Raw genomic sequence first — 19,683 nt, 5'->3', positions numbered from 1 at the left:
GAGCGAGCTTGCTCGCGATTTTTTTTGGATAAGCCCCCGTATTTCGCGGCCTTCAAGGCTTTATAGGTTTTTTGCTCTAAAATGACCGCTGGCAATTCTTGAGTCACAATTGTGACCGTAGAGGCCGCTTTTGGCTCTGGTCGACCCTTGGCAAAGCTGCTACTCTCGGCGCGCTTTGTGACTTCTCGGCCTAGTAAAAAGCCAGACTCACCGATAAAACACACACCAATAATAATCGCATCAAATGCGGTGCTGAATTCGCGTTGCTGAGGAGTGGGCTTCCATGATCGAAGACTTTTGGAAGGATAAGTACCCAGCTGGGATCGCTGCCGAGATCAATCCAGACGAGTACCCGAATATTCAGGCAGTGTTGAAGCAATCCTGCCAACGCTTCGCCAACAAGCCGGCATTCAGCAACCTGGGCAAGACACTCACCTACGGTGAACTGTACGAATTGTCCGGTGCGTTTGCCGCTTATCTGCAACAGCATACCGACTTGCAGCCAGGCGATCGAATCGCCGTTCAGTTGCCTAACGTGTTGCAGTATCCGGTCGCCGTCTTCGGTGCCATTCGCGCCGGGCTGATCGTGGTCAACACCAACCCGCTGTACACCGCGCGGGAAATGGAACACCAGTTCAACGACTCCGGTGCCAAAGCGTTGGTCTGCCTGGCCAACATGGCGCATCTGGCGCAAACCGTCGTGCCGAAAACCGGCGTCAAGCACGTGATCGTCACGGAAGTGGCCGACCTGCTGCCGCCGCTCAAGCGCCTGTTGATCAACAGCGTCATCAAATACGTGAAGAAGATGGTCCCGGCGTATCACCTGCCCAAGGCCGTCAAGTTCAACGACGTGCTGAGCAAGGGGCATGGTCAGCCAGTGGCTGAAGCCAACCCGGCCAGCAGCGATGTCGCGGTGCTGCAATACACCGGCGGCACCACCGGCGTGGCGAAAGGGGCGATGCTGACCCACCGCAACCTCGTGGCGAACATGCTGCAATGCAAGGCGCTGATGGGTTCCAACCTTAATGAAGGTTGCGAGATCCTGATCACGCCGCTACCTCTGTACCACATCTATGCGTTCACCTTTCATTGCATGGCGATGATGCTGATCGGCAACCACAACATCCTGATCAGCAACCCGCGCGACCTGCCGGCGATGGTCAAGGAACTGTCGAAGTGGAAGTTCAGCGGTTTCGTCGGCCTCAACACCTTGTTCGTGGCGCTGTGCAATAACGAAGGTTTCCGCAAGCTGGACTTCTCGGCGTTGAAAGTCACCCTGTCCGGTGGCATGGCCCTGCAACTGGCTGCCGCCGAACGCTGGAAAGCGGTCACTGGTTGCGCCATCTGCGAAGGTTACGGCATGACCGAAACCAGCCCGGTGGCCACCGTCAACCCGATCCAGCACATCCAGATAGGCACCATCGGCATTCCGGTCCCGTCGACCCGCTGCAAAGTCATCGACGATGCTGGCGTGGAGCAACCGCTGGGCGAAATCGGCGAACTGTGCGTGAAAGGTCCGCAGGTGATGAAGGGTTACTGGCAGCGCCAGGAAGCCACCGATGAAATCCTCGACAGCGAAGGCTGGTTGAAGACCGGTGACATCGCGTTGATCCAGCCGGACGGCTACATGCGCATTGTCGATCGCAAGAAAGACATGATCCTGGTCTCCGGTTTCAACGTGTACCCGAACGAACTGGAAGACGTGCTCGCGACCCTGCCGGGCGTGCTGCAATGTGCGGCCATTGGCGTGCCGGACGAGAAGTCGGGCGAGGCGATCAAGATCTTCATCGTCGCCAAGCCGGGCGTGACGCTGACCAAAGAGCAAGTGATGGAGCATATGCGTGCGAACGTCACTGGCTACAAGGTGCCGCGTGCCGTCGAGTTCCGTGATGCGCTGCCGACCACCAACGTCGGCAAGATTCTGCGCCGCGAGTTGCGCGACGAAGAACTGAAGAAAATCGCCGCGAAAAAGGTCGGCGCGTAACAACAAAAAGCCCCGCGGATGCGGGGCTTTTTTTGCTCGTCTGACAAGTCTTCGTTGCCTGTCAGACCGCCTTCGTCGGAACGCCGCCCGGAGACAGGCTCGCTCCCACATTTTTGACCGTGTTCTCTCAGAAGGAATGCGATCACCTGTGGGAGCGAGCCTGCTCGCGAAGCTTTTGCTTTTTGCTTACAGGCGGAACGGCGCGAAATTGACGTTGGTACCCGCCGGGCGCATGTCCTGCAGGAACGAATCCTTGTCGGCACTCAGCTCCAGGCTCAAGGCAGCCTTGCGCTTGCCTTCATTGCGCACCACCAGGCCTTCCAGCTTCTCGCGCAGGAACACGGTCGGCACTTTCAGGTGCAGCAGCTCGTCGGTGTCCGGCGTGTGCATCAGCAAGTGAACCCATTCGTACTGACCAATGGCCAGGCGCGCGACCGGGATATCGAACCACCAGATGTTGCGGTTGCGGTTCAATTCGGTGAAATGGCAGTTGTTGACGCCAAGCACGGCACCGCCAAGTTCCTGGTTTCTGCGGGCAATGGCCTGCTTTTTATCGAGTTTCATAACATTCCTACGGGATTGGATCTTCAGCGCCATGGCCTGAATACGTTGCGCATTCTCGGGGGTTGGTCGGCAAACATAAAGCCCAACCTGCCAAGATCGACGAAATGTGCCGTACAAAATAAATGAAACTCCCTTCAAACGCCCCCGGTCAATCCTTGTGTAACGACTTTTCTCATTGATTTGTTCACAGGAGAAACACCATGAGCAGCACTGGCGATAAAGTAAAAGGCATGGCCAACGAAGCGGTCGGCAACGTCAAGCAAGGCGTGGGCAAGGCCACTGACAACACCAAACTGCAAGCCGAAGGCAAAGTGCAGGAAAAGAAAGGCGAGGCTCAGCAAGCCGTGGGCAAAGCCAAAGATGCCATCAAGAAAGGCGTCGACAAGGCTTGATTCGGCCTTTGACGATGATCAGGAACGGCCATCCACGGATGGCCGTTTTTGTTTAAGCCTGAACTTGAGCGCGGAAATTGTTTCAAAGTCGCCAAGTAGGCTACTTTGATGTAGCAAACGGCCCCTGAGTCGCCACGACTTCAACCCCAATCTTGCGGCGAAAGGAGACGCTAATGATTTTCCCGGACATGAAAGGCCTGCCCCTGCACCGAGTGATGGTGCGCACGGTCACCGAGTTCATCGACGATGAAATGTCGACCTATGCCTCGGCGCTGGCCTATCAGATGTTGTTCTCGCTGTTTCCCTTCATCCTGTTCCTGATTGCCCTGATCGGTTTCCTGCACCTGCCGGACTTTTTCTCCTGGCTGCGCCTGCAATCTGAACTCGTCTTGCCGCCCCAGGCGCTGGAACAGGTCAACCCGGTGATTGACCAGCTCCAGCAATCCAAGGGCGGCTTGCTCTCGGTGGGTATCGTGATTGCGCTGTACACCGCGTCTGCCGGCGTGCGGCTGATGATGAGCGCGATGAACGCGGCCTACGATGTGGTCGAAGGCCGGCCGGCGTGGAAGCGCTTCCCGTTGTCGATCATCTACACCGTCGGCATCGCCGGGATGCTGCTGGTCGCCGCTGCGCTGATGGTGCTCGGTCCGCAGTTGATGGGCTGGATCGCTGCGCAAGTCGGTCTCGAAGACTTCATCGTGACGCTCTGGACGATCGTGCGCTGGCCGGTGGTGGTGATTCTGCTGATGGTCGCGGTGGCGCTGATTTATTACGTCATGCCCGACGTCAAACAGGAGTTTCGCTTTATCACGCCGGGGTCGGTGCTGGCGGTGGTGGTGTGGATCTGTGCCTCTGTGGGCTTCGGTCTGTACGTCAAGGAGTTCGCCAACTACAACGCCATGTATGGCAGTATCGGCGCGATCATCGTGCTGTTGCTGTACTTCTACATTTCCGCCGCGGTGCTGTTGCTCGGCGCGGAGATGAATGCGGTGATCGAGCACATGTCGAACGAAGGCAAGGACCCCGGCGAGAAGGTCCCTGGCGAACACGGCCATGACTATGAAAAACACCATGTTTCCGGATTGGGGCGCGATCACTCGCTCGATTCCACCACTGACGAAGTCATCAAATGATCCGTGAAATTCTGAAAATGGGCGATGAGCGCCTGCTGCGCGTTGCCCCGCCGGTACCGGCCGAGATGTTCGACAGCCCTGAGTTGTGGCAGTTGATCGACGACATGTTCCAGACCATGGAAAGCGTCGGTGGCGTTGGCCTGGCTGCGCCGCAGATCGGTGTCGACCTGCAACTGGTGATCTTCGGTTTCGAGCACAGTGAACGCTACCCGGACGCCGAGGCAGTGCCGCAAACCATCCTGATCAATCCGCTGATCACACCGTTGAGCCCGACGCTGGAGGAGGGGTTTGAAGGATGCCTGTCCGTGCCGGGGCTGCGCGGTGCCGTGGACCGTTACCAGCAGATTCGCTACGAAGGTGTCGACCCCAAGGGTCAGCCCATCGTACGCATCGCCTCAGGCTTCCATGCGCGGGTGGTGCAGCATGAATGCGATCACCTGATCGGCCGTTTGTACCCGTCGCGCATTACCGACTTCAGCAAGTTCGGGTTTACCGAAGTCATGTTCCCGGACCTTGATCCGAACGCAGACGATTGATTGGAAATCACCTCAACCCCCACAGGAGATTTTCACAAGTCTTGAGTAAGCGGAGTGCCCGGCTCCAACCCCATCGCAATCATCGGCTTGCTGCGTGCATAACGGCTCAACCGTTCCACCATGGCATACGGCATCTGCGGATCGAAGGCAAAGCCGCGACGCTCATAAAAGCCACGCAAGTCCGGATGGCAAAACAGCCACACCGGAAGGTCGAGGTCCTTGACCGCCGCCGCAATCAAATCACCTGCAACCCCCTGTTCGCGACAGCCCGGGTCGACAAACAACCCCGTCAACCAATGCCCGCCCGCCACCGGTCGCAAGCACAGCGCCGCCACAATTTCATTGCGTCTGGCCACCCATAACCGAGCGTCGCGCACGGCTTTCATCGGCGATTGGTGCGCGCGATAAAATTTGTTCATCAGTGGCCATAACGGCTCGTCGAGCAGGGTGTACTGGGTGTCGGGCATGGGTCTGGACTGTCGGTGTGCAAAGCGGGCGATTATAAAAGAACGGGCGCGCAGGGATAGGTGTATACCTGATCTCACATCCCGTATGAGTGGAGTACGTATCATGGCCAAAGGCATGGATTCAAAGAAAGCAGCGAAGAAAAAGCCGGCGAAAACCGCCGATGAAAAGCGCGCGGACAAGAAGGCCAAGAAGGTGGATGTGTTCGGTCACTGATCCCGCGACAAGGGAGCCCGGCAATCGGGCTCCTGCTGCACGTCTAACGAAATAACCAAATAATCTGCAAGATTTCCCAAGGCCAATGCACAGAAGGGGACTGGTCCCGATCTGAGCAACGCCATGCCTCATTACTTTGATAACGCCCACCGAGAAGAAATCGACACCCTGCGTCAGCGCTTCACGGCCCGCACCGAATGGCCGACCTGGCTGTTGTTGATCGGCGTTTACGGCGGCTGGTTCAGCCTGGTGCTGGCGAGTGATCGATTGGGGTTGTGGTGGAGCACGGCGCTGCTGATTCCATTGCTGGTGCTGTGGTTGTCGGTGCAACACGAATTGCTCCATGGTCACCCGACCCGCTGGACAACCCTGAACAAGATCCTCGGCTATGCGCCGTTCGCGGTCTGGTATCCCTACACCCTGTACCGCGACAGTCATCTGCTACATCACCGCGACGAAGACCTGACCGTTCCAGGTCGCGATCCGGAAAGCCGTTACCTGAGCGCCGAGCAGTGGCAGGGCAGTTCACTGTTCGAACAGGGCCTGCACTGGCTGAACAAAACCGTGATCGGGCGTTTCATGATCGGTGCGCCGCTCGCCTTGCTGGCACTGGCGAAAGAACAACTGCAGCAGTTGATCAACGGTGAGCGACAGGCCTGGCTGATGTGGCTGACCCACGGCGCACTGACCTTGCTGATGCTCGCATTCATCGCCCGCTACAGCGTGTTGCCGGTGTGGCATTACCTGCTGCTGATCAGCGTGCCGGCGCTGTCGATTGCGATGATTCGCTCCTACTATGAACATCGTCCGCACGCGCACTCCGAACAGCGGACCGTACTCAATGAAGCTGCGTGGCCTTGGCGCTGGCTGTTCCTGAACCTCAATTTTCATCTGGTGCATCACGACTTGCCGGGGCTGGCGTGGTACGACTTGCCGTGTGCTTATCACGCACGCCGCGAACAATGGATCGCGCGCAGTGGCGGGTTTCTGGTGCGGGGTTATGGTCAGCTGTGGCGCGAGCACGGGATCAAAGCCATCGACAGCCCACAGCATCCGTTTCACTGAGTTTTTGGATCACCCCCCAATCCCCTGTGGGAGCGAGCCTGCTCGCTCCCACAATTAGAAATTTGTTGTTTGGGATATTTCGATGACACACCACCTTGCCGAACTCCTGATGTACGTCGCCCCCGAGCCCATCCGGCAGGCCAACGAACGCTGGCTGACGTGCATTCTCGAACGGTTCCCCAGCGATCGCCTTGAAGCCAGGGACCTGTCATTGACAGACCTCTGGCTCTCCCCGCACTTGCTGCTGACCCAAACCTGCGGCTACCCGCTGATGACGGCATTGCGCCGTCAGGTCCGGGTGATCGGACGGCCGCGTTATGAGCTGCCGGACAGCACCGCTGGCAGCCATTGCAGCCTGCTGCTGAGTCGCGCCGGTGATCCTCGGCGGGCCTTGGCTGACTTCCGCGACAGCCGCGGCGTGATCAACGGCGAAGACTCCAACAGCGGCATGAACCTGCTGCGCCATCGACTGGCACCGCTGCATCGCGACGGGCAGTTTTTTGCCAGTGTCGCCATCAGCGGCAGCCACCGCGACAGCCTGCGCTGGCTGCGTGAAGATCACGCGGATCTGGCCGCCATCGACAGCGTGACCTTTGCCTATCTGGCCCAACACGCCCGCGAAGAAGTCGCCGGCCTGCGCGTCGTGACCCGCAGCGCATTCAGTCCGACCTTGCCCTACATCTCGGCCGCCGGGACGAGCGATGAACAGGCTGAGCACTTGCTGCAAGTGATGAATCAGACCTTGAGCGAACTGCCCGACGTGGCTGAAATCCTCGGGCTGAAAGAAGTGCTGCCTGCCAGCGAAAGCGACTATCAGGTCATCCTCGACTATCAACAGGAAGCCGAAATTCTCGGCTATAGCCGTTTACGCTGAAATTTCCAAATAGAATATAAAAATGCTTTTTAAGTATTATTAAAGAATAAGGCTCCTTGTTAGGATCGCGCCACCGGATCACCGGACATTCAGCGACCCCTAACCTTTGGAGCCTCTATGTCCGGCACCGACGACTCCCATCGTAACCACGTGGGCGGATTGTTCCGCGCTCATTACCCCTGGCTGTGCGCACGCTTGCGCCAGTATCTGGGAACCGGCGCGAGTGTCGAAGACATTGCCGCCGACACCTTCATGCAATTGCTCGAATCCCCCAGCCTGACGCCTATTCGTGAGCCGCGCGCGTTGCTCACGACTATCGCCCGCCGACGGGTTTATGAGCTCTGGCGTCGCCGCGATCTGGAGCGTCAGCACCTCGAACAGCTACCGCAGGCCGACCTGGCTCGCGGGCCATCGCCTGAAGATTTGCTTCAGTTATCGCAAACCCTGAACAGCCTCGACCGCACCCTCGAGCGACTGCCGGGCAAGGTCCGGGCAACCTTCCTGCTGTCGCGCGTCGACGGCCTCACTTATCCACAAATCGCTGCCGAACTGGGCATTTCCCAGCGTTCGGTCAGCGTTTACATGACCCGCTCCCAGGCACTGTGCGCCCAGCACAGCGCCAACCAACCCTTGACCCGGAGGTCCGCATGAGATCGATCAAAACCCTGCTCGGCAGTTCGCTACTGGCGCTGAGCCTGGTGGCCAGCCAGGTTCCGGCAGCGGAAAAAGCTGCGCCCATCCACTTCGGCGACATCACTTGGGAGAGCGGCAGCCTGATCACTGAAATCCTGCGATTGATCGTCGAAAAAGGTTACGGCTACCCAACCGACACCTTGCCGGGCAGCACCGTCAGCCTCGAAGCGGCGCTGGCCAAAAACGACATTCAAGTGATCGGCGAAGAGTGGGCTGGGCGCAGTCCGGCGTGGGTCAAGGCGTCTGCCGAGGGCAAGGTGTTCGGTTTGGGCGACACGGTCAAAGGCGCCACCGAAGGCTGGTGGGTGCCGGAATACGTGATCAAGGGCGACCCGGAACGTGGCATCAAGCCACTGGCGCCGGAATTGAAATCCGTTGCCGACCTGGCTAAATACAAGGACGTGTTCCGCGACCCGGAAGACCCCAGCCGTGGCCGCTTCCTCAACAGCCCTACCGGCTGGACCTCAGAGATCGTCAACAGTCAGAAACTCAAGGCGTATGACCTGACCGCCAGCTACGTCAACTTCCGCACCGGCTCCGGCGCGGCGCTGGATGCCGAGGTCGCTTCATCGATCCGTCGTGGCAAACCGGTGCTGTTCTACTACTGGTCGCCGACGCCGCTGCTGGGCCGTTTCAAACTGGTGAAACTCGACGAGCCACCGTTCGACGCCGAAGCCTGGAAAACCCTCGCTGATGCCAGCAACCCCAACCCCAAGGGCACGCGCTCGATGCCGGCCAGCCTGGCCATTGGCGTGTCGGCACCGTTCAAGGCGCAGTACCCGGACCTTGTGTCGTTCTTCGAAAAAGTCGATTTGCCGATCGATCTGCTGAACCAGACGCTGGGGCAGATGAGCGAAAAACGCCTGCAACCGCGTGAGGTGGCCCAGGCGTTTTTACGCGAGCAGCCGCAGGTGTGGAAGGCTTGGGTGCCGGGGGAGGTGGCTACGAAAGTGAGTGCAAGTTTGTAATGGTGTAGTGCCTGGTTAAAAGCCATCGCGAGCAAGCTCGCTCCCACACTGGATGAGCGTCGTTCACACAACCTGTGGGAGCGAGCTTGCTCGCGATGCTCTTGAGGCTTACGTCTGCTCCGCGTCCAATGCGGCCTTCACTGACGGACGCTGATCAATTCTGGCCTGAAACCGCGCCAACGCCGGCCACTGACCCAATTCAATCGCAAACAACGGCGCCCAGCGCAACACGGTAAACAGGTATGCATCCGCCACACTGAACCCGCCCACCATCAAATACTCCTGGCGCTCCAGTGTCTGACACAACACCGCAAACCGCTTGAACAGCTTCTCCTTGATCAGTGCTTTCACCTCTTCTGAAAATTGCGAAGTGAACAGCCAACCCAACCCGCCATGAATCTCGGTCGAAATAAAATTCAGCCACTCCTGCAAGCGCACTCGCTCGAACGTGCCATTGGCCTGTACCAGACCCGCTTCGGGTCGCAGGTCGGCGATGAATTGCAGGAGTGCCGGGCCTTCGGTCAGCACCTCGCCGTTATCCAATTGCAGGGCCGCGACGTAACCCTTGGGGTTGATCGCCAGGAAGTCGTCGCCGACCAAAGTCTTCTTGGTGTGGTTATCGACGCGGATCAACTCGAATCGCAGATCCAGTTCGCGCAACACGATATGCGGCGCCAGAGAGCAGGCGTTTGGGGCGTAATACAACTTCATCGGCAGGGCTCTGGTTGGGGATTTGCGCCAGTGTCATAGTCCGCGGCACTCTCGGTAAAATTAATCTTTCAGAACGCGGCCATAAGGAAAGCTACTGCCATGATGAATCTGATGCATTGGCGAATGGTGGTGGCGGTGGCGGATACCGGCAACATCACAAGGGCGGCAGAGCGCGTCGGCATGACGCAATCCGGAGCAAGCCAGGCATTGGCGCTGATCGAAGACACCCTTGGCGTGCAGCTCTTCAGTCGGGAGAATCGCCAGACCCTGCCGACCGCTATCGGGCTGCCCGTCATCGAGCAAGCGCGCGCCATGCTCGGTGCGCTGCAAAACATCCGCAACACTATCGATGCCGCCAAGGACATCCAGCGCGGGACAATTCGGCTTGCCAGTTTCCCCATGGTATTGGCGACCTTCTTGCCGCCACTGCTGCGACAGTTCAATCGACTCTATCCCGGTATCCAGGTGACCGCGCTGGAAGTCAGCGACGATGAAGTGGAAGCCTTGCTCGGCGCCGGACTGGTGGACGTTGGCGTGGTGCTGAACCCGACGCCCGGGCGCAATGCCAGCCCATTGGGTCGGGACGCCTGGATAGCCGTTCTGCCCGGCGGCCACCCGTTGGCGCGTCGATCAAATGAACAGGGGGTCAGCTTCGCAGCGTTGGTTGAGCAGCCCTTTGTGCTGGCCACGGGCGGGTGTTCGACCAATGCGCGCAGCCTCGCGGCCGATGCCGGGTTGCACTTGATGGACGTGCGGGTCGAGGTCCGCGAGTGGAGCAGCGCTTTCACCCTGGTACGGGAAAACATCGGTGTAAGCCTGGTGCCGGAGATGACGCTGCCAGCCAATCGACAGGGATTGCGCGTGCTCCCTGTGACACCCCGCATTGACCGTGAATTTGCCTTGGTGGCCGCACCGGGCAAAAAACCGTCAGCAGCCGTCCAGGCATTGCTGAACCTGTGTGCTGAACCGATTTTGTCCTCAATCCTGGCCGACTAGTGGCGTTGCGTCCTCAACGGCGCTGACTATGCTCACCGATGACGGAATATGTCAGTCGACATCAAAGGCAGCCATCAACGCCGTCAGAGTATCTAACCCAAGGCACCAACACTGAGTGAACAGGAGCCCTGCGGGTAAATGGATTTACTTTTTGACTACATCAGGGTTGGCCCAAGCCCGGGCTATCAAGAGAAGGATGTCTTGATAAGAGTGTCGCGTTAAGGACCCTCCGATTGAACATCATCTATCACCTGACTACTTCATCCCGTGGAGAAACGCGTGTGCCCGTTCCATCAAACCAGAGTCCGCGCCCAAGGTGATAAGAGCATGTTTAACCTACATCACAAGTCTGACCTGCTGGAAATCGAGCGATACAGTTGTGCATTGAATGAGACCAACGCCAGGTTGGCGGCGATCAGTCGTTCAATGGCAATGATCGAATTCAGCCCTGAGGGCATCGTGCTAGATGCCAACGAGAACTTTTGCGCCGTCATGGGTTACAGCGCTGACGAAGTTCGCGGCAAACATCACCGGGTTTTTTGTGAGGAGGCGTTTTATCGCAGTGAAGAGTACGCAAAGTTGTGGCGAGACCTGGCCCGCGGCGAACCGGTCAGCGGGTCATTTCTGCGATTGACCAAGAGTGGCAAAGAAGTGTGGCTCGAAGCCAGTTACATGCCGGTATACGGGGCGGATCGCCAGGTTAAAAGCGTGATCAAAGTCGCCTCCGACATCACCGAGCGCGTCAACAAAGAGCATGAAAACGATAGCCAGCTCGCCGCGATCGGCCGTTCAATGGCGGTGATCGAGTTTTCCCCCGACGGCAAAGTCATCACGGCCAACGACAACTTTCTGAAGACCATGCACTACTCGCTTCACGAAGTAGTCGGCCAGCACCACAGTATGTTTTGCCACCGCGCCGAAGCTGATTCGCAGAACTACAAGGCGTTCTGGGCTTCACTGAATCGCGGCGAATATCACTCGCACCGTTTCGAGCGCAAAGACAAACACGGGCATACCGTATTCCTGGAAGCGTCCTATAACCCGCTATTCGATGCCAAGGGGCGGCTGTTCAAAGTGGTCAAGTTTGCCAGTGACATCACCCATCAAGTCTCCACCCTGCAAACCGCCGCCGAATCAGCCCACAGCACCTCCGTACAGAACGATGCCTGCGCGCAGAAGGGCTCTCGGGTGGTGCAGCAAACCGTGCAGATCATCCAGGACATTTCCCGTGACTTGAATGAAGCGGCGCTCAGTATTGATGCGGTCAGCAAACAGTCCGACATCATCGGCACCATTGTTCAAACCATTCGCGGCATTGCCGACCAGACCAACTTGCTGGCACTCAACGCGGCTATCGAAGCGGCTCGGGCCGGGGAGCACGGGCGCGGGTTTGCGGTGGTCGCCGATGAAGTTCGCAGCCTGGCGGCACGCACCAGCCAGGCGACCCTGGAGATAGTCGAAGTGGTGCGCAAGAACCACGATTTGTCGTTGAGCGCGGTATCGAGCATGCAATCAAGTTTGAGTCGAACCGGTCTTGGCGTGGAGTTGGCCAATGAAGCGGGGGAGGTGATCCTGGAGATCCAGCAAGGCTCGCGGCACGTCGTCGATGCGATCAGCCAGTTCAACTCGACCTTGCAATTGAACTGACCACGGTAAAAATGAAAAAAAAAGGGTCCCGGTAGAGGGACCCTTTTTTATGCTCGCGGATTAAAGCGATGCCAAAAACTTGTCGACCACTTGAGTGCCGCTCTTTTCGCTGCTGCTGCTTTCTTTCTCGGCCTGCGCCAGTTTCATCTTGTCCTGCAGGCGATCGGCAATTTCTTGTGCGACGGCCTGTTGTTTCTCCGGCGGCATGGCTTTCAAGTCTTCTTCGGTAATGCCCATGTCTTTCAGAATACTGTCGCGCAGCCGCTGTTCCGGCGTTTTGCTCATGTAGTCCTTGAAGTCGGTCATCGCCGCGCTGTCGCTGAACTTGTCTTGCACATCGGCCGGTACTTTCGACGGATCGGCTGCCTGCAGCGCCACGCGGGTCTTGGCGAAGGCTTCATCGATGTTGTCGCTGATCTTGCTCGCCTCGTTCACTTGCTGCGTGGTTTGTTGGGTCGCGGACGCCTGGACCTGCGCCTGAACATTGGTTTGCAGCGCTTGCAGCATCGCGCCCTGCATGCCGCTTTGCAGCCCGGCGGCGGCTTCAGCGCTCGGGTCTTCGCCGGGACGCTTGGGCAGAGGGATCATTTGTGTTTGTTTTGCACTGACCAACATGATGAATAGCCCTGTAGGTAATTGCTGACCGGAGGGCAGGAGCAATTAGCGTGCCGTCGCTTGAGGCCCCTGTTTACGGGGCTCGATGGGTGAATAGCGGTCAGGTGTTGCCGTCAGGCGGCAGAGTTAGACCGCGCCGTCACGGCAAGCCGTTACAGCCGTGTTTCAGGAAGCCCTGACGTTGTGCCAGGCGCTGGAAGTACTCGTCGACGGCGGGGAAGTCCGGCCGTTCCATCGGGGTCATCAGCCAGCGGTTGACCGACAGCCCGACGACAATGTCGGCCAGGGTAAAACGAGGCCCGGCGACATAGGCTTTGGTGATCGAGAGCTGATGTTCGAGGATCGCCATTTTCTGGTTCCAACCGCGCACGCCGACAGCAATCCGGTGCGGGTCCTGGAACTCCGGGTCCTTACGCACCAACGCGGTAAACGCGTAGCTCCAGGAAGGGTTGAGCTCGGTGGCTTGCCAATCCATCCACTGTTCCACCCGCGCCCGCGCCGCCGGGTCATGCGGCAGCAAATCAGTGTTTTGGTGTTTGCCGGCCAGGTAGCGGCAGATGGTGTTCGACTCCCACAACACGCCGGCCTCGTCGATGATCACCGGCACCTGTGCGTTGGGGTTCAGGCGCAGAAACTCCGGCGTGTGGGTCGACGCATAACCACTGCCCCAGTCCTCACGCTCGTAGGCAACGCCCAGTTCCTCACAGGTCCACAGGACTTTTCTGACGTTGATGGACGACGCCTTGCCGAGAATCTTCAGTGCATGTTCCATTGAGCTACTCCGTTTTCAAACCGGATCCGGCAGCGCCGACGTTGGCAAACCAAACGTGCGATCAAACAGCCAGTTGAACGCGAAGGTGTAGCACGGGATGAAGATGATCAGCGCCAAGTCCAGCAGGAACGCTTGCACCAGACTGATGTTCATCCACCAGGCAATCAACGGGATGAGAAACACTATCAAGGTTAGTTGAAAACCCACGGCATGGGCGATGCGCCGTTTGACGGTGCGGGTGCGTGATAACTGGCGACTTTCCCAGCGCTCGAACAGCGAGGTGTAGATGAAATTCCAGGTCACGGCAATGGTGGTGATGATCACCGCCAAGGGGCCGGTACTGCCAGGGGAAGTGCCGGACAACAGCGCCAGGCCGAGTGCCGAAAACGTCATGCCGATGACTTCATACAACGACACGTAGACCAGCTTGCGTTTAACGCCTTGCATGGAGATTTACCTCTTTCTTGCGAACCTGAAACCAGCAGCACTGGCGAAGGCGGCGAAAGATAGCTTCAATAGGAGTGACAGAAAAAGTTAGAATCTTTCAGTTTTAGTGATAGGACGGTGAATGAATTTCAACAGTGACAGCATCGAGTTGTTTCTCGCGGTGATCGAACGCGGCTCGTTTTCAGCGGCTGCCCGGGCGCTGGGCAAAGTCCCGTCGGCCGTGAGCATGAGCATCGCCAACCTGGAGGCTGAACTGGGTTATCCGCTGTTTGATCGCAGCCACCGCGAACCGGTGCCAACCGCCATGGCCAGAGCGCTGGTGCCGCACGCTCGACTGATCGCCGAGCAGCTCAAACAACTGCAAGTGCATGCCATCGAGTTATCGCTGGGACTGGAGAGCAAGTTGTCGATAGGCGTCGTGGCGGACATCGACAAGGGGCGCTTGATGGCGGCGATCAAGGTGATTGCCGAGCGTCATCCTCTGCTGGAAATCGAAGTGCTCAGTGCGCCGCAGGATGATGTGTTGGCCATGCTGCACAGCGGCCGGGTCAGCGTTTGCCTGGCCTTCGCCGGGCTCAGCATGAATGTGCTGGAGCGGTTTCAGTTTGTCGGCACTGAGCGGATGATCGCCACGCTCGCGGCGGACAATCCGATGTTTCTGGGGCAGGATTTGTTTCTTGAGGATCTGGTCAACGTCCGGCAAATTATCGTCGCCAGCCGTGATCTGCCGATCAGTGAAACCCGGCCCTTGGTCGGCGAGTCTTACTGGCGCACCGACACCTTGGCGATGGCGCTGGAGATGGTCGAAGCGGGCTTGGGTTGGGGCAACTTTCCGGTGTCTGTGGTCCAGCCGCTGCTCGATACCGGACGGCTCAAACGCCTGAATTTTCGCAACATCGAGAATGGTCTGGAATTGCCGGTGCATGCCGTGTGGCTCAAGAGCCAGCCGTTGCAGAAGGGCGCGTTGGCGTTTGTCGAGCTGATGGGCCACTGACGAGCGATGCTCCCACAGGGGGGGTTATGTGCTTTCCCTGATTTTCAGTTCGAACCCCATGTCCTGCACCGGTTTGGCCACCGAATTCCCCGCCAGCAACGTCAACATCAACTCCGCCGAACGCCGGCCAATGGCCTCGCGCGGTGTGTTGATGCTGCTCAGGCGCGGCACCATGTGCGCCGAGGCGGGCAGGTCGTTGAAGCCGAGGATGGCGACTTGTTCCGGGATCTTGATGCCGTGGCGCATGGCTTCAAGCAGTGCGCCCTGGGCCAGGTCGTCGTTGCCAAAAAAGATCGCATCGATATCGGGATGACTGGCCAGCAGTTGCAGAAACAACTCGCCGCCCAATCCAACGGAGGAGGCACGCGGGGTCAGCACTTCCAGGTCAGGGTCATACAAACCGGCCTTTTGCAGGGCTTTGCGGAACCCTTCACCGCGCAGCAAGGTGCGCTGGTCCAGCTGCGCGCCGATGTAGGCCAGGCGCTTGCGACCACGGGACAGCAAATGTTCAGCCGCTGTTTCACCGGCGGCCAATTGCGAGAAGCCCACGCAATTCACGCCCGCCGCACTGTCCAGTTCCATCATGTACACGCAGGGAATGTTGCTGGCTTCAATCATCCGCCGCGAACTTTCAGTGCGGTCGAAACCGGTCAGCAGCAAGCCGCGAGGCTGATAGGCCATGTAGTTGCGCAGCAGGTTTTCTTCTTCATCGCGCGAGTAATGGAAGTTGCCGATCAGCACTTCGAAGCCCTTGGGGCGAAGCACTTGATGAATGGCTTCCAGCGTGTCGATGAACAACAGGTTGGACAGTGACGGCACTAACACCACCACCGAATGGCTCTGCGCCGAAGCCAGGGCGCGGGCGGCGGGGTTGACCACGTAGTTGAGTTCAAGCGCGGCTTTCTGGACTTTTTCCACCAGTTCGGTGGCCACGGTGCTGACACCACGCAACGCACGGGAGGCGGTAATCGGACTGACCCCGGCCAGTCGGGCCACTTCATTGAGGGTAGGGCGGCCAGTGGTGCGGGTATTTTTATCGTTTTTAGGGGAGGTCATCGGGCGGCTTGCCAAACAAAATTCAAGGCACTAAGGTAGCGCTGTCCCGAAGCAGCTGCAAATGCGTAAGCGAGTTTTGCCTGAACCTCGCTTTTTGGCGCTGGGACAAAAATGCTGCAACCCATAAAAAATGACAAGAAGGCGTCGGCAACTTCTGCTTTTGCACGAGTGTCATAACTGGCAAAGGTAGCGCTGTCTGCGCGCTGAGGTGTTACATGAATCATCCCATCACCGCCCTGGTCATCATGGGCGTTGCCGGTTGCGGCAAGACATGCGTCAGCGAGGCCTTGTGCCAACTGAGCGGCGCCACTGCCATTGAAGGCGATACTTTCCACCCTGCCGCCAATATCGAAAAGATGAGCGCGGGTATCCCCCTGAACGACCAGGACCGTGCCGGCTGGCTCGACAGCCTGTGCGATGAACTGCGCCGCGTCGACGCCAAGGGCGAACGCCCGGTGCTGACCTGCTCGGCCCTCAAACACAGTTACCGCGAAGTGTTGCGCAGCGCCTTGCCGGGCCTGGGCTTCGTGTTCCTTGAATTGACCCCTGAAGTCGCCGCCGAGCGTGTGTCGCATCGGCCGGGGCACTTCATGCCTTCGACCCTGATCGACAGCCAGTTCGCCACCCTCGAATCCCCCGTGGGCGAGCCGTTGACCCTGGCGCTGGACGCATCGACCTACAGCGTCGAGCAACTGGCGTCGCAGGCGCATGTCTGGTGGCAGGCAAACGGCTTGAAACAGGCCGTATGAGCGTTGCCAAAAAAGATAGCGCTGTCCTGATGGCTTGCGAATTACCCGCTTTAATAACAACAACAACCAGGAGACACCCCTAATGTTTGGCATGTCCCACGAGACGTTCCTGCTGCTTGATGCAGTGGTCACGGTGATCGGGCTTATCGTCCTGATCACCAAGTTCAAGTTCCACCCCTTTATTGCCCTGATCATCGCCGCTGCATTTCTCGGGCTGACCTCCGGCATGCCGATCGGCACCGTTATCAAAGCGTTCCAGGACGGCTTCGGTGGGGTGCTCGGTTTTGTCGGGATCATCCTGGCGCTGGGCACCATGCTCGGCAAAATGATGGCCGAGTCGGGCGGGGCGGATCAGATTGCCCAGACGCTGATTCGCGCGTTCGGCAAAGATAAAGTGCAGTGGGCGATGATGTTCGCGGCCTTCCTGGTCGGCATTCCGCTGTTCTTCGAAATCGGTTTCGTGCTGCTGATCCCGCTGGTGTTCATCGTTGCGCGTCGTACCGGCGTGTCGATCATCAAGATCGGTATCCCGCTGCTGGCCGGTCTGTCCGCCGTGCACGGTCTGGTTCCGCCGCACCCGGGTCCGTTGCTGGCCATCGGCGTGTTCGGTGCCGACATCGGCAAAACCATTCTGTACGGGCTGATCGTGGCGCTGCCGACGGCCATCATTGCCGGTCCGATCTACGGCACGTTTATCGCCAAATACATCCCCGGTCATCCTAACCAGGAACTGGTGGATCAACTGGCGCGTGAGCCGGAATCGGCCGACCTGCCAAGCTTCAGCATCACGCTGATCACTGTGCTGCTGCCAGTGTTCCTGATGTTGCTCAAGACCTTTGCCGATGTGGTACTGCCAGAAGGCAATTTCGCACGCTCCTTCATGGACCTGATCGGCCACCCGATCTCGGCATTGCTGTTGGCGCTGCTGTTGTCGCTGTACACCTTCGGTCACCGTCAGGGCATCGACTCGAAACGCATTCTGAAATGGCTCGATTCGAGCCTCGCGCCGACCGCCGCGATCATTCTGATTATTGGTGCCGGTGGTGGCTTCAAACAGATGCTGGTGACCAGCGGCGTGGGTGACGTGATCGGCCACATGGCGGTGAATGCACAGATCTCGCCGATCCTGCTGGCGTGGCTGGTGGCGGCGGTGATTCGCGTGGCCACCGGTTCGGCGACCGTTGCGACCATTACTGGCGCGGGCATTGTGGTGCCGGTGGTGGGGATGATTCCGGGTGTGAACCGTGAGCTGCTGGTGTTGGCCACCGGTGCCGGTTCGCTGGTCCTGTCGCACGTCAACGACGCGGGTTTCTGGCTGGTGAAGCAATACTTCAACATGACCGTAGCGGAAACCTTCAAGACCTGGACGGCGATGGAAACCATCCTGTCCGTGGTTGCGCTGGGCTTTATCCTGCTGCTGTCGATGTTCGTTTAAACGACGCCGCAACGCTTTTGTAGGAGCCGGCTTGCTGGCGATGCAGGCGACTCGGTTGATCTTCTGACCGGGTCGATGCGATCGCCAGCAAGCCGGCTCCTACAGGTTCGGTGTCAGGATTTGGCGACTAGCCCATCCGCCCTGAACATCCCGCGAATCCCGCGCACAGCCTGACGAATCCGGTCCTGGTTTTCGATCAGCGCGAAGCGCACATGATCATCCCCATACTCACCAAACCCTACGCCCGGCGAGACGCAGACCTTGGCCTCGGCCAGCAGTTTCTTGGCGAACTCCAGCGAGCCCAGGTGCGCATACGCCTCGGGAATCTTGGCCCAGACGTACATCGACGCTTTCGGGTTTTCGACCATCCAGCCCAGTTCATGCAGGCCTTTGACCAGCACGTTTCGCCGCTGCCGATACTGCTCGGCGATGTCCTTGACGCATTGCTGATCGCCTTCCAGCGCCGCAATCGCCGCGACTTGCAGCGGGGTGAAGGTGCCGTAGTCGTGGTAGCTCTTGATCCGCGCCAGGGCGTTGACCAGTTCCGGGTTGCCGACCATGAAACCGATCCGCCAGCCCGCCATGTTGTAGCTCTTGGACAGGGTGAAAAACTCCACCGCAATGTCCTTGGCGCCCGGCACTTGCATGATCGAGGGGGCTTTCCAGCCGTCGTAGACGATGTCGGCGTAGGCCAGGTCGTGCACCACCAGTACGTCGTACTGCTTGGCGAGGGCAATCACCCGTTCGAAGAAATCCAGCTCCACGCATTGCGCGGTAGGGTTGGACGGGAAACCGAGGATCATCATTTTCGGTTTCGGGATCGAGCCGCGAATCGCCCGTTCCAGTTCGGCGAAGAAGTCCACGCCCGGAATCAGTGGCACCGAACGCACTTGGGCGCCGGCAATCACGGCACCGTAGATGTGAATTGGATAACTCGGGTTCGGCACCAGCACGGTATCGCCCTGATCCAGCGTGGCGAGCATCAAGTGCGCCAGGCCTTCCTTGGAACCGATGGTGACAATGGCTTCGGTTTCCGGGTCGATGTCGACCTCGTAGCGATCCTTGTACCAATTGGAAATCGCCCGGCGCAGACGCGGAATGCCTTTGGACGTCGAGTAGCCGTGGGTGTCTTCGCGCTGGGCGACGGTCACCAGTTTTTCGACGATGTGCGGCGGAGTAGGGCCATCAGGGTTGCCCATGCTGAAGTCGATGATGTCTTCGCCACGACGACGGGCGGCCATCTTCAGCTCGGCAGTGATGTTGAAAACGTAAGGAGGGAGTCGATCTATGCGCGCAAAGCGGCGCGGCGAACCTTGTTCGGCCATTGTTGCCTCGGATAACGTGAGCGCCCGGAACCGTCCGAGCGACGCT

At 58.8% G+C, this 19,683-nt stretch carries 22 protein-coding genes and 1 pseudogene; 14 read left to right on the top strand and 9 right to left on the bottom strand.

The features are described from left to right. Positions 1 to 283 precede the first annotated feature (283 nt). Positions 284 to 1,984: a long-chain-fatty-acid--CoA ligase FadD1 gene (fadD1, locus tag ACWKV5_RS14275; protein WP_483841752.1), complete on the top strand. Its 1,701-nt coding sequence runs from the start codon at positions 284 to 286 to the stop codon at positions 1,982 to 1,984. Between the two features lie 186 nt (positions 1,985 to 2,170). On the opposite strand, the gene ACWKV5_RS14270 is transcribed toward fadD1, so the two are convergent. Beyond that, entirely contained in the window at positions 2,171 to 2,548 is a 378-nt protein-coding gene (locus ACWKV5_RS14270; protein WP_027923866.1) for a hypothetical protein, read from the bottom strand. Between the two features lie 200 nt (positions 2,549 to 2,748). Between ACWKV5_RS14270 and ACWKV5_RS14265 the strand changes: the two genes are divergently transcribed. The 3 genes from ACWKV5_RS14265 to def all read left to right on the top strand — a co-directional run bounded on the left by ACWKV5_RS14265 (position 2,749) and on the right by def (position 4,609). Next, entirely contained in the window at positions 2,749 to 2,940 is a 192-nt protein-coding gene (locus ACWKV5_RS14265) for a CsbD family protein (RefSeq protein WP_003227408.1), read from the top strand. A 173-nt stretch (positions 2,941 to 3,113) separates the two neighbouring features. Next, on the top strand, positions 3,114 to 4,073 hold the full coding sequence (locus ACWKV5_RS14260; RefSeq protein ID WP_483841751.1) for a YihY/virulence factor BrkB family protein: 960 nt from the start codon (positions 3,114 to 3,116) through the stop codon (positions 4,071 to 4,073). Next, positions 4,070 to 4,609, top strand: coding sequence for a peptide deformylase (def, locus tag ACWKV5_RS14255; RefSeq protein ID WP_027923869.1), 540 nt, complete (start codon positions 4,070 to 4,072; stop codon positions 4,607 to 4,609). The genes ACWKV5_RS14260 and def overlap by 4 nt, the downstream gene beginning before the upstream one ends. Positions 4,610 to 4,641: 32 nt before the next feature. Here def and ACWKV5_RS14250 read toward each other — a convergent pair whose 3' ends face one another. Beyond that, on the bottom strand, positions 4,642 to 5,076 hold the full coding sequence (locus tag ACWKV5_RS14250) for a GNAT family N-acetyltransferase (protein ID WP_483841750.1): 435 nt from the start codon (positions 5,074 to 5,076) through the stop codon (positions 4,642 to 4,644). Positions 5,077 to 5,413: 337 nt separating this feature from the next. Between ACWKV5_RS14250 and ACWKV5_RS14245 the strand changes: the two genes are divergently transcribed. The 4 genes from ACWKV5_RS14245 (at position 5,414) to ACWKV5_RS14230 (ending at position 8,890) form a co-directional block, all read left to right on the top strand. Beyond that, positions 5,414 to 6,355, top strand: coding sequence for a fatty acid desaturase (locus tag ACWKV5_RS14245; RefSeq protein WP_483841749.1), 942 nt, complete (start codon positions 5,414 to 5,416; stop codon positions 6,353 to 6,355). A gap of 82 nt (positions 6,356 to 6,437) precedes the next feature. Further along, positions 6,438 to 7,229, top strand: a complete 792-nt coding sequence (locus ACWKV5_RS14240; RefSeq protein ID WP_483841748.1) for a phosphate/phosphite/phosphonate ABC transporter substrate-binding protein — start codon at positions 6,438 to 6,440, stop codon at positions 7,227 to 7,229. A 117-nt stretch (positions 7,230 to 7,346) separates the two neighbouring features. Further along, entirely contained in the window at positions 7,347 to 7,880 is a 534-nt protein-coding gene (locus ACWKV5_RS14235; protein WP_483841747.1) for a sigma-70 family RNA polymerase sigma factor, read from the top strand. Beyond that, complete coding sequence (locus tag ACWKV5_RS14230; RefSeq protein WP_483841746.1) at positions 7,877 to 8,890, top strand: ABC transporter substrate-binding protein; 1,014 nt, start codon at positions 7,877 to 7,879, stop codon at positions 8,888 to 8,890. Before ACWKV5_RS14235 ends, ACWKV5_RS14230 begins: the two co-directional genes overlap by 4 nt. Positions 8,891 to 8,998: 108 nt before the next feature. Here ACWKV5_RS14230 and gstA read toward each other — a convergent pair whose 3' ends face one another. After that, positions 8,999 to 9,601 carry a glutathione transferase GstA gene (gene gstA, locus ACWKV5_RS14225; protein ID WP_483841745.1) on the bottom strand — a complete coding sequence of 201 codons (603 nt, stop codon included), beginning with the start codon at positions 9,599 to 9,601 and terminating at the stop codon, positions 8,999 to 9,001. 99 nt (positions 9,602 to 9,700) lie between these two features. Here gstA and ACWKV5_RS14220 point away from each other — a divergent pair, with 99 nt between their 5' ends. The 3 genes and pseudogenes from ACWKV5_RS14220 (at position 9,701) to ACWKV5_RS14210 (ending at position 12,244) form a co-directional block, all read left to right on the top strand. Beyond that, positions 9,701 to 10,597 (top strand): LysR family transcriptional regulator, encoded by an 897-nt coding sequence (locus ACWKV5_RS14220; protein ID WP_483841744.1) that lies wholly within the window; start codon positions 9,701 to 9,703, stop codon positions 10,595 to 10,597. A 327-nt stretch (positions 10,598 to 10,924) separates the two neighbouring features. Next, a pseudogene (locus ACWKV5_RS14215) lies at positions 10,925 to 11,695 on the top strand (PAS domain-containing protein); the annotation flags it as partial. Further along, positions 11,672 to 12,244, top strand: coding sequence for a methyl-accepting chemotaxis protein (locus ACWKV5_RS14210; RefSeq protein WP_483841929.1), 573 nt, complete (start codon positions 11,672 to 11,674; stop codon positions 12,242 to 12,244). The pseudogene ACWKV5_RS14215 and the gene ACWKV5_RS14210, both read left to right, overlap by 24 nt. A gap of 60 nt (positions 12,245 to 12,304) precedes the next feature. Here ACWKV5_RS14210 and ACWKV5_RS14205 read toward each other — a convergent pair whose 3' ends face one another. From ACWKV5_RS14205 to ACWKV5_RS14195, 3 genes are all read right to left on the bottom strand, one after another. Beyond that, on the bottom strand, positions 12,305 to 12,859 hold the full coding sequence (locus ACWKV5_RS14205) for a hypothetical protein (protein ID WP_483841743.1): 555 nt from the start codon (positions 12,857 to 12,859) through the stop codon (positions 12,305 to 12,307). 139 nt (positions 12,860 to 12,998) lie between these two features. After that, entirely contained in the window at positions 12,999 to 13,631 is a 633-nt protein-coding gene (locus tag ACWKV5_RS14200; RefSeq protein ID WP_483841742.1) for a glutathione S-transferase family protein, read from the bottom strand. 15 nt (positions 13,632 to 13,646) lie between these two features. Then, a complete protein-coding gene (locus ACWKV5_RS14195; protein ID WP_140667492.1) occupies positions 13,647 to 14,078 on the bottom strand; it encodes a PACE efflux transporter in 432 nt (143 codons plus the stop codon). A 121-nt stretch (positions 14,079 to 14,199) separates the two neighbouring features. Here ACWKV5_RS14195 and ACWKV5_RS14190 point away from each other — a divergent pair, with 121 nt between their 5' ends. Beyond that, complete coding sequence (locus ACWKV5_RS14190) at positions 14,200 to 15,072, top strand: LysR family transcriptional regulator (RefSeq protein WP_483841741.1); 873 nt, start codon at positions 14,200 to 14,202, stop codon at positions 15,070 to 15,072. 24 nt (positions 15,073 to 15,096) lie between these two features. Here the strand turns inward: ACWKV5_RS14190 and gntR are convergent, their stop codons facing one another. Together gntR and ACWKV5_RS14180 are read right to left on the bottom strand one after the other, a co-directional pair. Beyond that, positions 15,097 to 16,128, bottom strand: a complete 1,032-nt coding sequence (gntR, locus tag ACWKV5_RS14185) for an HTH-type transcriptional regulator GntR (protein WP_483841740.1) — start codon at positions 16,126 to 16,128, stop codon at positions 15,097 to 15,099. Then, on the bottom strand, positions 16,125 to 16,352 hold the full coding sequence (locus ACWKV5_RS14180) for a hypothetical protein (RefSeq protein WP_483841739.1): 228 nt from the start codon (positions 16,350 to 16,352) through the stop codon (positions 16,125 to 16,127). Before ACWKV5_RS14180 ends, gntR begins: the two co-directional genes overlap by 4 nt. Between ACWKV5_RS14180 and ACWKV5_RS14175 the strand changes: the two genes are divergently transcribed. Together ACWKV5_RS14175 and ACWKV5_RS14170 are read left to right on the top strand one after the other, a co-directional pair. Next, positions 16,344 to 16,877 carry a gluconokinase gene (locus tag ACWKV5_RS14175; RefSeq protein ID WP_483841738.1) on the top strand — a complete coding sequence of 178 codons (534 nt, stop codon included), beginning with the start codon at positions 16,344 to 16,346 and terminating at the stop codon, positions 16,875 to 16,877. The genes ACWKV5_RS14180 and ACWKV5_RS14175 overlap by 9 nt on opposite strands. Before the next feature lie 82 nt (positions 16,878 to 16,959). Further along, on the top strand, positions 16,960 to 18,312 hold the full coding sequence (locus ACWKV5_RS14170; RefSeq protein ID WP_483841737.1) for a GntP family permease: 1,353 nt from the start codon (positions 16,960 to 16,962) through the stop codon (positions 18,310 to 18,312). A 113-nt stretch (positions 18,313 to 18,425) separates the two neighbouring features. On the opposite strand, the gene alaC is transcribed toward ACWKV5_RS14170, so the two are convergent. Then, entirely contained in the window at positions 18,426 to 19,637 is a 1,212-nt protein-coding gene (gene alaC, locus ACWKV5_RS14165) for an alanine transaminase (RefSeq protein WP_483841736.1), read from the bottom strand. Between the last annotated feature and the right edge of the window lie 46 nt (positions 19,638 to 19,683).

The organism is Pseudomonas oplopanacis (assembly GCF_057128725.1).
The sequence above is the reverse complement of the archived record's forward strand: the minus strand, read 5'-3'. Positions and strand labels throughout refer to the sequence as shown.

Bases quoted from the DNA above. Each gene is read 5' to 3' on its own strand.
- fadD1 (WP_483841752.1), top strand. From the start codon at position 284: ATGATCGAAGACTTTTGGAAGGATAAGTACCCAGCTGGGATCGCTGCC.
- ACWKV5_RS14270 (WP_027923866.1), bottom strand. From the start codon at position 2,548: ATGAAACTCGATAAAAAGCAGGCCATTGCCCGCAGAAACCAGGAACTT.
- ACWKV5_RS14265 (WP_003227408.1), top strand. From the start codon at position 2,749: ATGAGCAGCACTGGCGATAAAGTAAAAGGCATGGCCAACGAAGCGGTC.
- ACWKV5_RS14260 (WP_483841751.1), top strand. From the start codon at position 3,114: ATGATTTTCCCGGACATGAAAGGCCTGCCCCTGCACCGAGTGATGGTG.
- def (WP_027923869.1), top strand. From the start codon at position 4,070: ATGATCCGTGAAATTCTGAAAATGGGCGATGAGCGCCTGCTGCGCGTT.
- ACWKV5_RS14250 (WP_483841750.1), bottom strand. From the start codon at position 5,076: ATGCCCGACACCCAGTACACCCTGCTCGACGAGCCGTTATGGCCACTG.
- ACWKV5_RS14245 (WP_483841749.1), top strand. From the start codon at position 5,414: ATGCCTCATTACTTTGATAACGCCCACCGAGAAGAAATCGACACCCTG.
- ACWKV5_RS14240 (WP_483841748.1), top strand. From the start codon at position 6,438: ATGACACACCACCTTGCCGAACTCCTGATGTACGTCGCCCCCGAGCCC.
- ACWKV5_RS14235 (WP_483841747.1), top strand. From the start codon at position 7,347: ATGTCCGGCACCGACGACTCCCATCGTAACCACGTGGGCGGATTGTTC.
- ACWKV5_RS14230 (WP_483841746.1), top strand. From the start codon at position 7,877: ATGAGATCGATCAAAACCCTGCTCGGCAGTTCGCTACTGGCGCTGAGC.
- gstA (WP_483841745.1), bottom strand. From the start codon at position 9,601: ATGAAGTTGTATTACGCCCCAAACGCCTGCTCTCTGGCGCCGCATATC.
- ACWKV5_RS14220 (WP_483841744.1), top strand. From the start codon at position 9,701: ATGATGAATCTGATGCATTGGCGAATGGTGGTGGCGGTGGCGGATACC.
- ACWKV5_RS14205 (WP_483841743.1), bottom strand. From the start codon at position 12,859: ATGTTGGTCAGTGCAAAACAAACACAAATGATCCCTCTGCCCAAGCGT.
- ACWKV5_RS14200 (WP_483841742.1), bottom strand. From the start codon at position 13,631: ATGGAACATGCACTGAAGATTCTCGGCAAGGCGTCGTCCATCAACGTC.
- ACWKV5_RS14195 (WP_140667492.1), bottom strand. From the start codon at position 14,078: ATGCAAGGCGTTAAACGCAAGCTGGTCTACGTGTCGTTGTATGAAGTC.
- ACWKV5_RS14190 (WP_483841741.1), top strand. From the start codon at position 14,200: ATGAATTTCAACAGTGACAGCATCGAGTTGTTTCTCGCGGTGATCGAA.
- gntR (WP_483841740.1), bottom strand. From the start codon at position 16,128: ATGACCTCCCCTAAAAACGATAAAAATACCCGCACCACTGGCCGCCCT.
- ACWKV5_RS14175 (WP_483841738.1), top strand. From the start codon at position 16,344: ATGAATCATCCCATCACCGCCCTGGTCATCATGGGCGTTGCCGGTTGC.
- ACWKV5_RS14180 (WP_483841739.1), bottom strand. From the start codon at position 16,352: ATGATTCATGTAACACCTCAGCGCGCAGACAGCGCTACCTTTGCCAGT.
- ACWKV5_RS14170 (WP_483841737.1), top strand. From the start codon at position 16,960: ATGTTTGGCATGTCCCACGAGACGTTCCTGCTGCTTGATGCAGTGGTC.
- alaC (WP_483841736.1), bottom strand. From the start codon at position 19,637: ATGGCCGAACAAGGTTCGCCGCGCCGCTTTGCGCGCATAGATCGACTC.